The organism is Streptococcus sp. FDAARGOS_192, assembly GCF_002073815.2.
Lineage (GTDB): Bacteria > Bacillota > Bacilli > Lactobacillales > Streptococcaceae > Streptococcus > Streptococcus salivarius_H.
The window spans coordinates 1,990,296-2,004,941 of record NZ_CP020431.2 but is presented as its reverse complement, the minus strand read 5'-3'; the positions used below and the strand labels follow the sequence as shown (position 1 = coordinate 2,004,941).

Below are 14,646 nucleotides of genomic sequence, written 5' to 3'. Positions count from 1 at the left end.
TATTAAGCCATCAGAACCATGAGAATTGGGATAACAATCATGGTCGCAAGGGTAGTCTCAGTAACCATAACAGCTGCGTAATCACTATCAGCTCCATAGAGTTTAGCAACTACTGGAGCATTAGTCATGACAGGCATGGCAGACTGGATGATAAAAACTTGTTTCATCAAAGTTGGGAGAGGTGCCCAGTAAACAATGGCAGCCATCAAAAGAGGAGCAACTACAAAGCGTCCCAACAAAATTAATAACTGGTCCTTTTTAAGAACCAACTGCTTCACACCTGCATTGGATACCGACAAACCGATGAAAATCATAGATAAAGGAGTCGTCAAACTACCCAAATACTGCAAGTCACTGGCTAAAAAAGTTGGTAATTTAATATGAAGGATAACAATAATAAGACCTAACATGAAGCCCATTAGAGGGGGTGAGAAGATCTTTTTCAGACTTGTTTTTAAATCAAATTCTGCCTCTCCTTCTCCATCCCGCTGAATAAGGTATGTTCCCAAGGTCCAGAAAAAGGTCGTATTGCACATATAATAGATAAGAACATAGGGAATACTAGCATCGCCAAAGAGGGCTTGATTGATAGGGAGCCCCACAAAAATGGTGTTTGAATTAAAAAACATGGAGATAAAGAGACCACGACGCTCCTTTTTCACTGCAAAAATACTAGCCACCGCTGTCGCAATCCCAAGTAAAATCACCATGGACAGTGCAGGAAAACGCAATTCTGGCAACATTTTAAGTAGGTCTGTCGCTGTGAAACGCTGTGTGATCGTATAGAGCATGTAACAAGGCAGGGCAATTTGAGTGACTAGCTTCGCTATAAGACCACGTGACTTGTCGTCAAACCAGCCTTTTTCGCCCATAACGAATCCCACTAAAATCATACCTAAGATGACTAGGATTCCCGATATACTCGTTAAAAAGATTTCCATGTTTTCTCCTTTTTTGTTACTGTTACAAATAATAGTAGACACCAGAAAAAACTAATCATTTTTTCTGCCTAGAAATCTACCATTCTTATTTTAACTTCTCTCAAAAACCACTTTAGTATATCACAAAAAGAGCTTGATTTCTCAAGCCCTTTTCTTCTATTATTTACTCTGCTTTTAAGAGAGGTTCAAAGATGGATACCAGACCAAAGAAGGCGATGAAGATAAGGGTAATAGTTGCACTAGCTGGTGTTTCCCAATAATAGGAAATAAAAATACCAGAGAGCATGCCAACCAAACCAATACCAATAGCCCAAAAAATGACAGATTTAAAGGTTTGACCTATTTTCATACCAATAGCTGCTGGAAGAATCATGATGGTAGAAACTAAAAGTGATCCTGCTGCTGGAATCATCAGAGCAATCGCTATACCTGTCACAATATTGAAGAGAAGCGACATGAGACGTACTGGTAAGCCATCTACATGAGCAGTGTCCTCGTCAAAGGTCAAAAGATACATAGGACGAATAAATAGTAGCGTCAAGACCAGTACAATAGCCGCAATCACAAAGAGGGCATGAACCTGCTCAGAGCTAATCGTGATGATAGAACCAAAAAGATAGCTATCCAGACTCATGCTACTGCTACCCGCCTTGTTACTAAGAATAAGAGCCACTGCCAATCCCATTGACATGAGGATAGCCGTTGAAATCTCCATATAATGCTTGTAACTGACCCTGAGATATTCCAAGACCAAAGCGGCAATAACCACAACCACAAGGGTCATCCAAGTGGTTGATTGTCCCAAGAAAATCCCAACAGCCACCCCAGCTAGGGACACGTGACTCAACGTATCACTCATCAAGCTCTGACGACGAAGAATTAAGAAGAGCCCCAAAATTGGCGAAAAGATACTAATAGCAATCACGGCGAGAATAGCACGTTGCATAAAATCATAGGCTAATAATTCACTAATCATGTTTGTGCTCCTCTCCATCCTTTTCATGGACGTTGAAACAACGCCAAGGCAATTTCTGGTTACGAACCAGATGAATATTACGGTCTGTGTACTCCTTGACTTCCTCTGGGTCGTGGGTAATCATCAAGACAGACTTGCCATGCTTATGGGCAGAGTGGTGCATGAGTTCATAGAAGGTATTGGCTGTTCCTGCATCCATCCCTGTCGTTGGTTCATCCAAAACAAAGATATCAGGATCTGAAGCAAAGATACGCGCAATAACAGCACGCTGCTTTTGGCCACCTGAGAGATGTCCAATCTGCTTGTGACGATTTTCCCACATACCAACAGACTCTAGGGCACGTTGAACATGCTCCAAGTCGTGTTTCGTCAAACGACGGAACCAGCCCTGACGAGGATAACGGCCAGACTTAACAAACTCGTATACCGTGCTTGGAAAACCTGCATTAAAGCTGGCAATCTGCTGTGGAAGATAGGCCATACGAAGCTTTTTACCATCTTTGTTAATATCAGAAATCGTCACAGTCCCTTTCTTAGGCTTGAGAATTCCTAGGGTAGCCTTAATAAGCGTTGACTTGGCAGCTCCATTTTCCCCAGTCAGGGTCACAAACTCCCCAGAATCCAAATGATAGTGAATATTGTCCAGAACGGGCTCCGCATCATACTGGAAGCTCAGTCCTTCAACTGTAATATAACGCATCTTATTCCTCGATTTTTTCTGCTAATGTTGTCAAGAAACGTCCAATAACCTGACGCTCTTGATTATCGAACTGATCCAATACAGACCGATAAACCCCCAAGGTCTCTTGGTGGTGTTCCTCATGCTCTCGGGCTATGGGTTGAGCTTCTTGTGTCAAGACAAAGTAGGTCACGCGCCCATCATCCTTGTCTTTCTTAGCCTCCAACATGCCCTCTTTGACCAAGGTTTTTACCGCCTTGGTAACAGCAGCCTGACTGACATTGAGAGTCTTAGCCAACTCAGAATTGGTCTTTCGCCCCTCAGACAAAAGCATGAGAATATGCTCCTGGGTGTTGGTCAACTTAACCTGACTACGGCACTGACCAATAAGGAGCTCATGCTGATTCTCAGCCTTAAGCAAAATTTGGTTAATCAATTGATTGACTTGTTCTTCTAGTTCTAGCATTTCTTTCTCCATTTACTTAACCAGTTAATTATATCGAAAACACAGAGGTTTTGCAAGGGAAGACCTAGAAAAAGATTAGCAGTTCGCTGTCATCAATATCAGGGAAGAATAAGAGTAAAATAAAAACCTAACCAAGTTGGTCAAGTTTTCATTATGTATATACATTTATCGCAAAGTCGCAAATATTTCTTCGACCTGAGCAACAGACTCGGCACGTGAGACTTCGCCACGAACCTTAGCTGCTCCTGCTGTTCCACGAAGATAGTGTGGTGCCAGACCACGGAATTCACGAACAGCAATCTTTTCACCTTTAAGGTCCACCAAACGTTTGAGGTGGTCTTCAGCGATGTCCAGCTTCTTATCAAATGGAAGCTCTGGCAATTCCTCTCCCGTTTCGAAGAAGTGATTGATTTGCGTGAAGATGTATGGGTTGTTCATAGCTGCACGCCCCACCATAACCGCATCTACACCAAGTTCTTCAATCATGAGTTTAGCGTCTTGAACGCTACGAACATCACCGTTTCCGATAAATGGAATCTTAGTAATAGCTTTAGCAACACGAGCCAGCGTCTCATGGTCACAGTGACCAGTATACATTTGTTCACGGGTACGACCGTGCATAGCAAGAGCAGAAACACCTGCAGACTCAGCTGCAAGAGCGTTTTCCACAGCCAAATCACTGTCTGACCAACCCGTACGCATCTTAACAGTCAAAGGAATATCAAGTACTGACGTTACTTCCTTGACAATGTGGTAAATCTTATCTGGATCCTTGAGCCACTTGGCACCAGCTTCATTTTTGACTACCTTATTGACCGGACAACCCATGTTGATATCAACGATATCAGCCTTCGTATTGGTCTGGATAAAGTCGGCTGCTCGCTTCAAGCCTTCAGCATCACCACCGAAAAGCTGGATAGACATTGGATGTTCATTCTCATCGATGTGAAGCATGTGAAGAGTTTTCTCATTATTGTAGAGGAGACCTTTTTCAGAAATCATCTCCATCACCACAAGACCAGCACCAAACTCTTTTGCAATGGTACGAAAGGCAGAGTTGGTCACGCCTGCCATAGGAGCTAGGACTGTTCGGTGAGGGATCTCTACATTTCCAATCATGAAGGACGAATTAAGTTTAGTCATTGATGAGTTCCTCCAAGTCAGCTTCTGAAAATTCATACTTGTTTTGGCAGAATTGGCAGATGATTTCAGCACCGTGATCTTCATCTTTAATAGCTTGAAGTTCATCCTTACCAAGCGTCAAGAGGGCATTTTCAAAGCGTTCACGTGAGCAATCACAGTCAAAACTCAGCTCCTCTTCAGACAAACGTTTGAAAGGCTCATCCCCATAAATAGCATTCAAGAGAGCTTCGATATGGTCATCAGACTCCAAAAGCGTTGAAATGGCTGGCATCTCTTGGATGCGTTTTTCGTAACGAGCGACTTCTTCCTCGCTAGCCCCTGGCAAGACCTGAAGCATGAAACCACCAGCAACCTTAACCTTATCCTCTTCGTCAAGAAGTACATTAAGACCAACAGCAGATGGTGTTTGCTCAGATTCTGTCAAATAGTAGGCAAAGTCTTCACCGATTTCACCAGAAATAAGTGGTGTTGAGGACGTGTAAGGATTACCAGTTCCATAATCGATGATTGAGACAAACTGCCCTTGACCCATGAAAGGACCCACCAAAACTTCACCAGTCGCTGTTTTCTTGATGTCCACACCTGGATTTTGGATGTAGCCCTTAACATGTCCTTTGGTATCAGCTACAGAGATGATATGACCAAAAGAGCTGTTTCCGATAACCTTAACTGTAATTTTGCTTTCACCCTTTTGGTTAGCAGCCAAGATTTGATTGGCAATAAGAGTACGCCCCAAAGCAACTGTTGATGATGATAATGTATTGTGTTTTTCTTGTGCGGTTCTAACTGTTTCAGTGCTATCAAGAACATAAGCACGGAAAGAACCTGATTCTGAAATTGTTTTAATTAATTTATCCATAGTGTCTCTATTATAACACAAAAAAGAGGGTGGAAAAGTCGTAAACGCTTGGCGTTTCCTCTCCCACTCTCTCTAGCAAATTACCATGAAAACTCGGACAGTTTAGCTTTCCAGTCCATTATTTGGCGATTATCAAGCTGATGTTTTTCTTTTATTAATGGCGGCAAATTCTCCAAATACTCAATATAGATGCTGACAAGGAGATTATAGTCATTAGTCGTCAAACGTTTGAGTTGACTATGAATGAAGGCTGTCGCCTGATCATACTTTTCGTGAATTAACAAATCATCAATGTAGTCATTTCCATCAACAGTATGCCCTTGCTCATCTTCCACCTGACCTAAATCAATATCCAGAGTCTCAAATTTAAACGCCTTGCTGACGACATTAGCTGTCCCTCGAATCTGATTGAGTAGCCAGTCACTGTTATATACTCCCATATTAGTCACCTCCATTACTTGCTGTTCAAATCTATTATATCTTTTTAAATATCAGTTGTAAACGCTTTCCAAATATTGCAATTGCGCTTCACTAACATTAAGCTAGAGCTCATTACCTCATTTTTCAAGCAAAACAAAAAGGACCATCCGGTCCCTTTAGATTATCAGAGTTCTTACCCAACTGATCCTTCCATTTCATAACTAATCAAGCGGTTAAGTTCAACAGCATATTCCATTGGAAGTTCTTTGGTAAATGGTTCCACAAATCCCATAACAATCATTTCAGTTGCTTCTTGTTCTGAAAGTCCGCGGCTCATGAGGTAGTAGAGCTGTTCTTCAGAAATCTTAGAAACTTTAGCTTCGTGTTCAAGCGCAACTTGTGAATTGTGGATTTCGTTGAATGGGATAGTGTCTGATTTAGATAAGTCATCCATCAAGATGGTGTCACATTCGATGTGAGATACCGATTTCTTAGAATCCTTGTTGAAAGTAACTTGTCCACGGTAGTCAACCTTACCACCATTACGAGCAATTGATTTAGAGACAATAGATGATGATGTATGCGGTGCATTGTGAATCATCTTAGCTCCTGTATCTTGGTGTTGACCCGCATTGGCGAAGGCGATTGAAAGCATAGTACCACGCGCACCCTCTCCATCAAGGTAAACAGATGGGTACTTCATAGTAACTTCGGCACCAAGGTTACCATCAATCCACTCAACAGTTGCGTTTTTCTTAGCAGTAGCACGTTTAGTTACCAAGTTGTAGACGCTATCTGACCAGTTTTGGATAGTTGAGTAGCGCATGTAGGCACCATCAAGCGCAAAGATTTCAACAATGGCTGCATGAAGGCTAGCCGTTGTGTATGTTGGTGCTGTACATCCTTCAACATAGTGAACGCTGGCACCTTCATCTACGATGATAAGGGTACGTTCAAACTGAGCAGTCGCTTCGTTATTGATACGGAAGTAGGTTTGAAGCGGAATATCCACCTTGACGCCTTTAGGTACATAAATAAAGGTACCACCTGACCAAAAGGCAGAGTTAAGGGCCGCAAATTTATTGTCTGTTGGCGGAACCAGTTTTGAGAAGTACTTCTTAAAGAGCTCTGGATGCTCTTTGAGAGCTGAGTCCGTATCTGTAAAGATAATACCCAACTTGTCATACTCTTCTTTCATGTTGTGGTAAACCACTTCTGATTCATACTGAGCTGAGGCTCCAGCAAGATAGGCACGCTCTGCTTCTGGGATACCAATACGTTCAAAAGTTTCCTTGATTTTCTCAGGAACGTCTTCCCAGTCACGAGCAGGTTTGTCTGATGCTTTTTGGAAATATGTCAAGTCATCAAAGTTAATACCAGAAAGGTCTGGTCCCCACTCTTGCATGGCCATTTTGTTAAAGGTTTCCAATGATTTCAAGCGGAATTCAAGCATCCACTCAGGCTCCCCTTTTTCAGCAGACATGGCACGGACCACATCTTCACTGATTCCTTTTCCTGTTGAAAAGACTGGTGTCACATCGTCATGGAAACCATATTTATATTCTCCCAAATCAATGGGTTTTGGTTCTACTTTTTCATTTGTTTCAGTCATAGTATTTTCCTTTATTAAAGGTTTGATTCATTTTCTTTTTTGCTTGGGCAAGGAGACTAACTGCTCCCTGACTTCCTAAAGCTCGCTTCTCTCTATGGCTTTTTTAAGGGCATTCCAAGAGAGTGTTGCACATTTGATACGTTGTGGAAATTTAGAAACCCCCGCCAAGAGCTTGGCTTCGCCCAGCTTATCTTCATCTTTATGATCTCCTTGAATCATAAGAGAGAAAATCTCCGCTAGTTCTAAGGCCTCTGCCTTGGTTTTACCTATAACAGCATCCGTCATCATACTTGATGAAGCTGTAGAAATGGTACAACCATCACCAGCAAAGGCAATGTCTTCAATCACGTCACCATCAAATTTAACTGACAGATTGATAACATCTCCACAAGTCGGATTATTCAGTTGAAGTTGCTCCACATCAGGTAGGACACCATGATGGTGAGGGCTCTTAGAGTGATCGGCCACAACAGCCATATATAAACTATCTAGTCTAGAGAGTGCCATTGAAAAACTCCTTCGTCGCAAGAATTGCCTCTACAAGCTTGTCGCAATCCTCTTTAGTATTATAAATATAGAAGCTTGCTCGGGCAGCTGATGAGATTCCTAAATGATTAATTAAAGGCTGAGCACAGTGGTGACCCGCACGCACTGCCACTCCTTCATAATCAAGAGCTGTCGCCACATCATGAGGGTGAAGCCCATCAATATTAAAGGCAATAACACCTGCATGCTGACTAGGATCTTCTGGCCCGTAGACTGTCAGACCATCAATCGCCTGAAGCTTAGGCAAAACATAGTCTACCAATTCTTGCTCGTAAGCATGAATATTTTCCATACCTAAAGCAGAGAGGTAGTCCACAGCAGCACCAAGAGCAATAGCCCCCGCAATGTTAGGTGTACCAGCCTCAAATTTCCAAGGCAATTCCTTCCAAGTGGCTTCCTGTTCGTAAACAAAATCAATCATCTCACCACCGAATTCAATAGGATTCATCTGGTTAAGAATCTCTTCCTTGCCATAAAGAACCCCAATCCCTGTTGGACCTAACATCTTATGTCCAGAAAGGGTAAAGAAATCACAATCCAAATCCTGAACATCAATGGCCATGTGGGGCGCCGATTGGGCACCATCCACCACCATATAGGCACCAACTTGGTGGGCGAGCTTGGCAATTTCTTTGACAGGATTGATGCAGCCTAAAACGTTAGAGACCTGAGCTAGACTGACAAATTTTGTCTTTTCAGTAATCTTGTTGGCCAAATCTTCCATATCCAATTGGCCATCTTTCAAGTAGGCATAAACAAGTTTAGCCCCCGTCTTCTTACAAGCTTCCTGCCAAGGAATGATATTCGAGTGGTGTTCCATAATTGAAATAACCACCTCATCTCCTGGCTCAAGAACCTGCTCTGCAAAACGACCAACCCAGTTAAGACCAGTTGTCGTTCCACGTGTAAAGAGGACCTCTTTGGTTGATTTAGCATTGATAAACTGACGAAGCTTTTCACGACTAGCTTCGTAAGCAGCTGTTGCACGCTCAGCCAAAGTGTGCACACCACGGTGAACATTGGCATTGTCCTCATGATAGTAGGCCATGAGAGTATCCAAAACTACTTGAGGCTTCTGAGTCGTTGCTGCATTATCCAAGTATACCAAAGGTTCATCATTAACTACCTGATCTAAAATGGCAAAATCTTGTCGAATCTTATAGGCATCTAAAGCTGACATCTTATCTCCCTATCTAGATATATCATAGGTTAGACTATCTGTGTCGATAGTTCCTAACGTTTGTTTAGTTTTGTATCAGTTACAGAAATCATTTCATCGCGCACTTCTTTAACTGGGATTTCAGTAATAACTGCTCCTAAGAAACCGCGAATAACCAAACGTTCTGCAGTGTCTTGATCAAGTCCACGACTCATAAGGTAATACATATCCTCTGGATCTACCTGACCGATTGAAGCAGCATGTCCTGCTGTAACTTCGTTTTCGTCAATCAAGAGGATTGGGTTGGCGTCTGAACGTGCCTTGTCAGAAAGCATAAGCACACGGCTTTCTTGTTGTGCATCAGCACCCTTAGCACCTTTGACAATGTGACCAATACCATTGAAAGTCAAAGTACCACGTTCCAAAATAACACCATGTTGGAGGATATGTCCCACAGAGTTGTTACCATAGTTCGTCACACGAGTATCAATCCCTTGAACCTGACGACCTGATGAAAGACCAATAACTTTAAGGTTGGCATGACTTCCATTGCCAATCAAGTCACTATCAAAGTCAGCAATAACATTGCCCTCGTTCATGATCCCGAGAGCCCAGTCAATGCTGGCATCACGACCGATACGACCTCGACGACTAATATAAGTTGTGACGTTTTCACCCAAACGGTCAATAGCCGCAAACTTGACTTGTGCACCGTCTTGAGCAATGACTTCAACTGAAATATTGGCACTAGCTTTTTCAGTCGCTTCACCTAGCGTTTCAAAGCGCTCAAGGTAAGTCAATTTACTGTTTTTACCAGCCACGATCAAAACGTGTTTGTTAAATGGAACATTTGAAGTTCCATCTTGGTAAAAATAGCTTTCAACTGGCAAGTCAACTTCAACATTATCTGGTACATAAAGGACTGCTGCACTATTGAAATAGGCATAGTTATAAGCTGCCAATTTGTCCTCGTCATAGGCTACAGCCTTACCAAAGAAGGCTTCAACGACTTCTGGGATTTCCTCAAGAGCAGTCGTAAGGTCTGTGAAGACCACACCTTGACTAATCAAGTCAGCTGGCAATTGTTCAAGTACAGTATTTGTTCCTACTTGGACCAATTTAGGGTTGTTTCCAAGCGCTGTAAAATCAGGCACATTTGCTGATGGTTCATTTTCAGTAATCGTTCCATCACCGAGATTCCAACGGTGGAATTTAACACGCTCAATTTTTGGAAGAGCCAAACTTTCAATCTTATCAAAGGCTGCTTGACGAAGGTCTTGCAACCAAAGTGGCTCTGCCTTTGCTTGTGAAAAAGCGATAATAGATTCTTTTGACATAGGTTACTCCTTTTCTAGTTATTTCGAGTAACAGACTTACGCTTCTTCGTGGTACTCGTAACCGAGCTCTTCAGCGATTTTCGCATAACCTTCTTGCTCAAGACGAGCAGCCAATTCAGGACCGCCTGAAAGAACCACTTTACCTTCCATCATTACGTGTACGACATCTGGAGTGATGTAGTTCAAGAGACGTTGGTAGTGAGTGATAATCATAGCACCGAAGCCTTCGCCACGCATAGCGTTAACCCCTTTTGAAACCACTTTAAGGGCATCAATATCAAGACCTGAGTCAATCTCATCGAGAAGAGCAAACTTAGGTTCCAACATGAGCAATTGAAGGATTTCGTTACGTTTTTTCTCACCACCTGAGAAACCTTCATTAAGGTAACGCTCAGCCATTTCTTCACGCATACCAAGCAATTCCATCTTTTCATCCAACTTAGTGATGAAATCAAGAACAGAAATCTTTTCGTCATCTTCTTTTCCAGCGTTCATAGCCGCACGGATGAACTCAGCATTTGTGATTCCTGGGATTTCAGCTGGGTATTGCATAGCAAGGAAAAGACCTAGGCGTGCACGTTCGTCAACTTCCAAATCAAGGATGCTTTCGCCATCAAAAAGGATGTCCCCTTCTGTGATTTCATAGTTTGGGTTACCCATGATAGCAGCTGAAAGGGTAGATTTACCAGTTCCGTTAGGCCCCATGATAGCAGCAATTTCACCAGTTTTAAGAGTCAAATTAAGACCCTTCAAGATTTCTTTATCTTCAACAGAAACATGAAGATTTTTGATTTCAAGTACAGACATTGTATACTCCTTTTTTCATATATACAGCGAGCACTTGCTCGCTAATTTGCATTATTTTTTTGAAAATAGTCTTACTATTTTCTGGAAAATAAAAAGAGAACTTCCATTTTCCTTAATTAGAATCATTATAACAAAAAAGCCATTACTTGGCTTTTCAAATGTTTAATTTTTTCGCCCTTGCTTCCATTTTAACATGGTTGCTTGACGATAATCGCTATTCCCGATAAATTTTAGGAAATTGAAGAGAGGTGTTCGACCAACGCCCCAAATCTCAAGCCCTTCAATCAGAATTTCCATTCCCAAAATCAAACTCAAGAGTAAGAGAATACCACCGAGACGACTGGAAACGTTTAACAAGAGGGCAATCAATGAAAAGAGGATAGCGATGGCATAAACCACCAGAACCGCTCCTCGATGAGTGAAGCCCATAGCTAGAAGGCGATGATGCAAGTGCATCTTGTCAGCCTCCATGGCTGGGCGCCCTGACAACTTACGGCGGACAATGGCTACCACTGTGTCAACAATAGGCACTCCAAGGATAATAACAGGTGACAAAATAGCCACTGCAGTTGCATTTTTCAATCCTTGCAATGACAAGACACCAATCATAAAGCCAATAAAAAGCGCCCCCGTATCACCTAAATAGATAATTGCTGGATGATAATTGTAAGGGAAGAAGCCCATAATGGCAGCCACCAAGACAAAGATGGTCATGGTCAAGAAAATATCAGTATCATAGAGGAAGAAATAAGAAATCACCCCCATAGTCATAAGGGAAATGATAGAAACTCCTCCAACCAAGCCATCCAAACCATCAATCAGATTAATGGCATTGGTGATGGCCGCAATCCATAATACCGTTAAAATCAAGGTCAAGACTGGTCCAAAATGAATCATAGGACCACCAAATGGAATCTTAAAGCTATCAAATCGGAAGTCTGTAAAAGCCCAAACGATGACAGCTCCAATAACAATACCAAGCATCTTAGGTAGGGGCTTTAATTCCAAGATATCATCAACGAAGCCCGTCAGAGCTACGACAGATCCTCCCACAACAACCGGTAAGATATACCTGATGTAGGAAACATGCCAGATATCCTTATGGATAATCATAGGCATAAAGATCAAGGTCGCCAGTACAAAGGCCAACAAAATAGCTAGACCGCCAGCACTAGGCATGGGCTTTTTATTGATACGTCTTGCATTGGGATTGTCAACCGCTCCGACACGTAAGGCCAAAGAGCGTACCAAAGGGGTCGTCACGATAGCTATCAAAAAGGTCCCAATCAAAACGAATATATAGTTAATGGTCCAAGGCATGTCTTAGCTCCATTTCGTTGCTTGTAGTACCGGTAAGGCGTCCTCTTCCATCAAGATTGTTGCATGCTCTTGTAGGTAGGCACGTGTTCGGTCTGCCACATTCGCATATTCAAGAAAACGCGCATACATATTGTTCGCGTAATAATCAGGCTCATCAGCCAAGTAAAGAAGGATCGTCATGTAGTAGACATCCCCAAGTTTATAAAGCTCAGAACCTTCAACAGGTATATCCTTCAAACCTTGCGTAAAAGTCACCACTTGATCAAAGTCAGAGAAGGCCAAGACATAGTGGGTATAGTCTTCACGAATATTTTCTTCAGCCACTTCCTTGGTAGGCTCTGTCATAGCCTTATCAACCTCTTCCAAGGTCTTTTCAAGCTCTTCGAGCTTATGGTGTGCTTCGATGTCACCCTTGTCCATAAAGTTACCCTCAAGGGCCTTGAGGAACTCTTCTGGAGAAAGCCCTGAATAGTCATCCATATCTGACAAATCGTTGAAATCAAGGTCTTCCTTAAGATCTGATTTAGTCACAAAGACATCCACACGATCCTTGCGTGGCGTGACACGGAAGCTCAGCATCCCACTATTTTTAAAGTTATCAGGCAAGTCCAACTCATCCATGACAGTATAGAAAAATTCCTCTGTTTTTTCCTGGGGAATCAAGAAATCTTTCAATTCCATACCATGTTCTTCAAGATCTTCCATGGTAATCATGATTTTTAGAGTTGTCTCGCTTATTTGTTTCATTTCCATATGTAAAAAACCTCGCACGAGTAGTTATTTCATTATACTAGAAAAGCCAAGAGATAGCAATTTCTGAGTAAGTTTGAGTCTTATTTTGGAAAGGATTTCTAAAAACTTCTTAATACTAACAAAACCTTGTATTTCCCCATTTATACCTGTCATCTATCCTAGATTGGAGTATAATAAAAGTGAAGATATACATGGAGGTGATGACCATGACTGCCTATAAAAAAGGGTGGCTACGAGCTAGCATTGCTGGAGGAATAACGAGTTTATTGACGCTCTTTCTCTACTTATCGGGGCAACCTTATCAAGTAAACAAATCTACCTTTCTTACAGGACTGATCGTTGTCATCATACTAGCAACTGCACCCATTTACGACGATAACCGTTTATCGCTCAAACAGCAATCTCTTCTCCACTTCTCTCTCATGTGTGTTACCATCCTTCCAATTCTCTGTTTATCTGGATGGTATCCCTTGCATAATATCGTGGACTTCTTGAAAATCCTAGCTAGCTTCTTGACTTGCGGACTGGTCCTATGGTTGCTAGCTTACCTTATCTTTGGAAAACTTCTCCACAAATAATCTCTAAACCAGCTAAAAAGGACTTCAATCGAAGTCCTTTTCAGTTTACTTAGAAGTAATTATCCGAAAATAAGTTTGACTGCTCCATAGAGAAGCACAATAATACCAAGTACGATACGGTATTTTCCGAAAACTGTGAAATCATGTTTCTTAATATAGTTCATTAAGAAGCGAATCACGAACAAGCTGACAACAAAGGCTGTCACACTAGCTACCAAGAGAATAGCCACTTGTCCACCTGTCAAGGTATTCCCATCAATAAAGTACTTAACTGCCTTAAGACCACTGTAACCAAACATGGTTGGAATACCAAGGAAGAAGGTAAAGTCAGCAGCTACGCTACGACTCGTACCAACGATGATACCCCCAAGAATAGTAGCACCTGAACGGCTTGTCCCTGGAATGATACTCAAGACTTGGAAAAGACCAATATAGAAAGCTGTCTTGTAAGACATACGTGCCAAATCCGTTACCTTAGGTTCTACACGTCGATTGCGGTCCTCAATCCAAATAAAGGCAATCCCGTAGACCACCAACATGATAGCTACTACAAAGAAATTACTGAGATGGGCCTCCATCCAGTCATCTAAAAGTAGACCAAAGAAGGCTGAAGGAATACAGGCAATGACCACCTTGAGCCAAAGTTGCCAAGTCAATTGCACTTCACGTGCTGTCTTACCAGGTTGGAAGGGATTCAAACGTTTAAAGTAAATGACCATAACCGCAAGAATAGCACCAAGTTGGATAACGATATTAAACATATCGATGAAATCTTTACTTTGTCTCAAGTTCAAGAATTCATTCACCAAAATCAAGTGACCTGTAGATGAAATCGGTAGCCACTCAGTGATACCTTCGACAATCCCAAGAAAGACTGCTTTTAGTAATTCAATAATAAATTGTGCCGTTTGCATAATTATCTCCGTTTTAAAATGCTAGCCTCATCACACCAAAAATGATCAAGGCTCCAAATCGTCCTTCCCATTATATCAAATTACAACTTGTATTTGAAGACAATCTTGGTATAGAGATTGTTTTTCTAATCCCAAC

16 protein-coding genes are annotated in these 14,646 nt (G+C 41.9%); 1 reads left to right on the top strand and 15 read right to left on the bottom strand.

What is annotated here, in order from left to right; translation table 11 throughout:
- Positions 1-2: 2 nt before the first annotated feature.
- From A6J31_RS10360 to mecA, 14 genes are all read right to left on the bottom strand, one after another.
- Positions 3-941 (bottom strand): AEC family transporter, encoded by a 939-nt coding sequence (locus tag A6J31_RS10360; RefSeq protein ID WP_080611132.1) that lies wholly within the window; start codon positions 939-941, stop codon positions 3-5.
- 163 nt (positions 942-1,104) lie between these two features.
- Positions 1,105-1,917, bottom strand: a complete 813-nt coding sequence (locus tag A6J31_RS10355; RefSeq protein WP_037600154.1) for a metal ABC transporter permease — start codon at positions 1,915-1,917, stop codon at positions 1,105-1,107.
- Positions 1,910-2,617, bottom strand: a complete 708-nt coding sequence (locus tag A6J31_RS10350; RefSeq protein WP_037600153.1) for a metal ABC transporter ATP-binding protein — start codon at positions 2,615-2,617, stop codon at positions 1,910-1,912. The genes A6J31_RS10355 and A6J31_RS10350 overlap by 8 nt, the downstream gene beginning before the upstream one ends.
- A gap of 1 nt (position 2,618) precedes the next feature.
- The gene (locus A6J31_RS10345; protein WP_037600147.1) at positions 2,619-3,062 is read right to left on the bottom strand and encodes a zinc-dependent MarR family transcriptional regulator; all 444 of its coding nucleotides are present in this window, start codon (positions 3,060-3,062) and stop codon (positions 2,619-2,621) included.
- Between the two features lie 165 nt (positions 3,063-3,227).
- Entirely contained in the window at positions 3,228-4,205 is a 978-nt protein-coding gene (dusB, locus tag A6J31_RS10340; protein ID WP_002883588.1) for a tRNA dihydrouridine synthase DusB, read from the bottom strand.
- A complete protein-coding gene (gene hslO / locus A6J31_RS10335; protein WP_037600144.1) occupies positions 4,198-5,064 on the bottom strand; it encodes an Hsp33 family molecular chaperone HslO in 867 nt (288 codons plus the stop codon). Before hslO ends, dusB begins: the two co-directional genes overlap by 8 nt.
- An 80-nt stretch (positions 5,065-5,144) precedes the next feature.
- On the bottom strand, positions 5,145-5,504 hold the full coding sequence (locus A6J31_RS10330) for a hypothetical protein (RefSeq protein WP_013989977.1): 360 nt from the start codon (positions 5,502-5,504) through the stop codon (positions 5,145-5,147).
- Positions 5,505-5,677: 173 nt separating this feature from the next.
- Positions 5,678-7,096, bottom strand: a complete 1,419-nt coding sequence (gene sufB, locus A6J31_RS10325; protein ID WP_002883666.1) for a Fe-S cluster assembly protein SufB — start codon at positions 7,094-7,096, stop codon at positions 5,678-5,680.
- A 75-nt stretch (positions 7,097-7,171) separates the two neighbouring features.
- Positions 7,172-7,603, bottom strand: a complete 432-nt coding sequence (gene sufU / locus A6J31_RS10320; protein WP_002883658.1) for a Fe-S cluster assembly sulfur transfer protein SufU — start codon at positions 7,601-7,603, stop codon at positions 7,172-7,174.
- The gene (locus A6J31_RS10315; protein ID WP_002886438.1) at positions 7,590-8,822 is read right to left on the bottom strand and encodes a cysteine desulfurase; all 1,233 of its coding nucleotides are present in this window, start codon (positions 8,820-8,822) and stop codon (positions 7,590-7,592) included. The genes sufU and A6J31_RS10315 overlap by 14 nt, the downstream gene beginning before the upstream one ends.
- 53 nt (positions 8,823-8,875) lie before the next feature.
- Positions 8,876-10,138 (bottom strand): Fe-S cluster assembly protein SufD, encoded by a 1,263-nt coding sequence (gene sufD, locus A6J31_RS10310; protein ID WP_013989976.1) that lies wholly within the window; start codon positions 10,136-10,138, stop codon positions 8,876-8,878.
- 36 nt (positions 10,139-10,174) lie between these two features.
- Positions 10,175-10,945 (bottom strand): Fe-S cluster assembly ATPase SufC, encoded by a 771-nt coding sequence (sufC, locus tag A6J31_RS10305; protein ID WP_002883600.1) that lies wholly within the window; start codon positions 10,943-10,945, stop codon positions 10,175-10,177.
- Between the two features lie 162 nt (positions 10,946-11,107).
- Positions 11,108-12,265 (bottom strand): glycosyltransferase family 4 protein, encoded by a 1,158-nt coding sequence (locus tag A6J31_RS10300; protein ID WP_080611130.1) that lies wholly within the window; start codon positions 12,263-12,265, stop codon positions 11,108-11,110.
- Positions 12,266-12,268: 3 nt separating this feature from the next.
- Positions 12,269-13,018, bottom strand: coding sequence for an adaptor protein MecA (gene mecA / locus A6J31_RS10295; protein WP_014633817.1), 750 nt, complete (start codon positions 13,016-13,018; stop codon positions 12,269-12,271).
- A gap of 206 nt (positions 13,019-13,224) precedes the next feature.
- Between mecA and A6J31_RS10290 the strand changes: the two genes are divergently transcribed.
- On the top strand, positions 13,225-13,596 hold the full coding sequence (locus A6J31_RS10290; protein ID WP_080611128.1) for a DUF3021 family protein: 372 nt from the start codon (positions 13,225-13,227) through the stop codon (positions 13,594-13,596).
- A 59-nt stretch (positions 13,597-13,655) separates the two neighbouring features.
- On the opposite strand, the gene A6J31_RS10285 is transcribed toward A6J31_RS10290, so the two are convergent.
- The gene (locus tag A6J31_RS10285; RefSeq protein ID WP_002883622.1) at positions 13,656-14,510 is read right to left on the bottom strand and encodes an undecaprenyl-diphosphate phosphatase; all 855 of its coding nucleotides are present in this window, start codon (positions 14,508-14,510) and stop codon (positions 13,656-13,658) included.
- Between the last annotated feature and the right edge of the window lie 136 nt (positions 14,511-14,646).

Excerpts from the sequence above, each read along its gene's own strand:
- A6J31_RS10360 (WP_080611132.1), bottom strand. The coding sequence starts at position 941 with ATGGAAATCTTTTTAACGAGTATATCGGGAATCCTAGTCATCTTAGGT.
- A6J31_RS10355 (WP_037600154.1), bottom strand. The coding sequence starts at position 1,917 with ATGATTAGTGAATTATTAGCCTATGATTTTATGCAACGTGCTATTCTC.
- A6J31_RS10350 (WP_037600153.1), bottom strand. The coding sequence starts at position 2,617 with ATGCGTTATATTACAGTTGAAGGACTGAGCTTCCAGTATGATGCGGAG.
- A6J31_RS10345 (WP_037600147.1), bottom strand. The coding sequence starts at position 3,062 with ATGCTAGAACTAGAAGAACAAGTCAATCAATTGATTAACCAAATTTTG.
- dusB (WP_002883588.1), bottom strand. The coding sequence starts at position 4,205 with ATGACTAAACTTAATTCGTCCTTCATGATTGGAAATGTAGAGATCCCT.
- hslO (WP_037600144.1), bottom strand. The coding sequence starts at position 5,064 with ATGGATAAATTAATTAAAACAATTTCAGAATCAGGTTCTTTCCGTGCT.
- A6J31_RS10330 (WP_013989977.1), bottom strand. The coding sequence starts at position 5,504 with ATGGGAGTATATAACAGTGACTGGCTACTCAATCAGATTCGAGGGACA.
- sufB (WP_002883666.1), bottom strand. The coding sequence starts at position 7,096 with ATGACTGAAACAAATGAAAAAGTAGAACCAAAACCCATTGATTTGGGA.
- sufU (WP_002883658.1), bottom strand. The coding sequence starts at position 7,603 with ATGGCACTCTCTAGACTAGATAGTTTATATATGGCTGTTGTGGCCGAT.
- A6J31_RS10315 (WP_002886438.1), bottom strand. The coding sequence starts at position 8,822 with ATGTCAGCTTTAGATGCCTATAAGATTCGACAAGATTTTGCCATTTTA.
- sufD (WP_013989976.1), bottom strand. The coding sequence starts at position 10,138 with ATGTCAAAAGAATCTATTATCGCTTTTTCACAAGCAAAGGCAGAGCCA.
- sufC (WP_002883600.1), bottom strand. The coding sequence starts at position 10,945 with ATGTCTGTACTTGAAATCAAAAATCTTCATGTTTCTGTTGAAGATAAA.
- A6J31_RS10300 (WP_080611130.1), bottom strand. The coding sequence starts at position 12,265 with ATGCCTTGGACCATTAACTATATATTCGTTTTGATTGGGACCTTTTTG.
- mecA (WP_014633817.1), bottom strand. The coding sequence starts at position 13,018 with ATGGAAATGAAACAAATAAGCGAGACAACTCTAAAAATCATGATTACC.
- A6J31_RS10290 (WP_080611128.1), top strand. The coding sequence starts at position 13,225 with ATGACTGCCTATAAAAAAGGGTGGCTACGAGCTAGCATTGCTGGAGGA.
- A6J31_RS10285 (WP_002883622.1), bottom strand. The coding sequence starts at position 14,510 with ATGCAAACGGCACAATTTATTATTGAATTACTAAAAGCAGTCTTTCTT.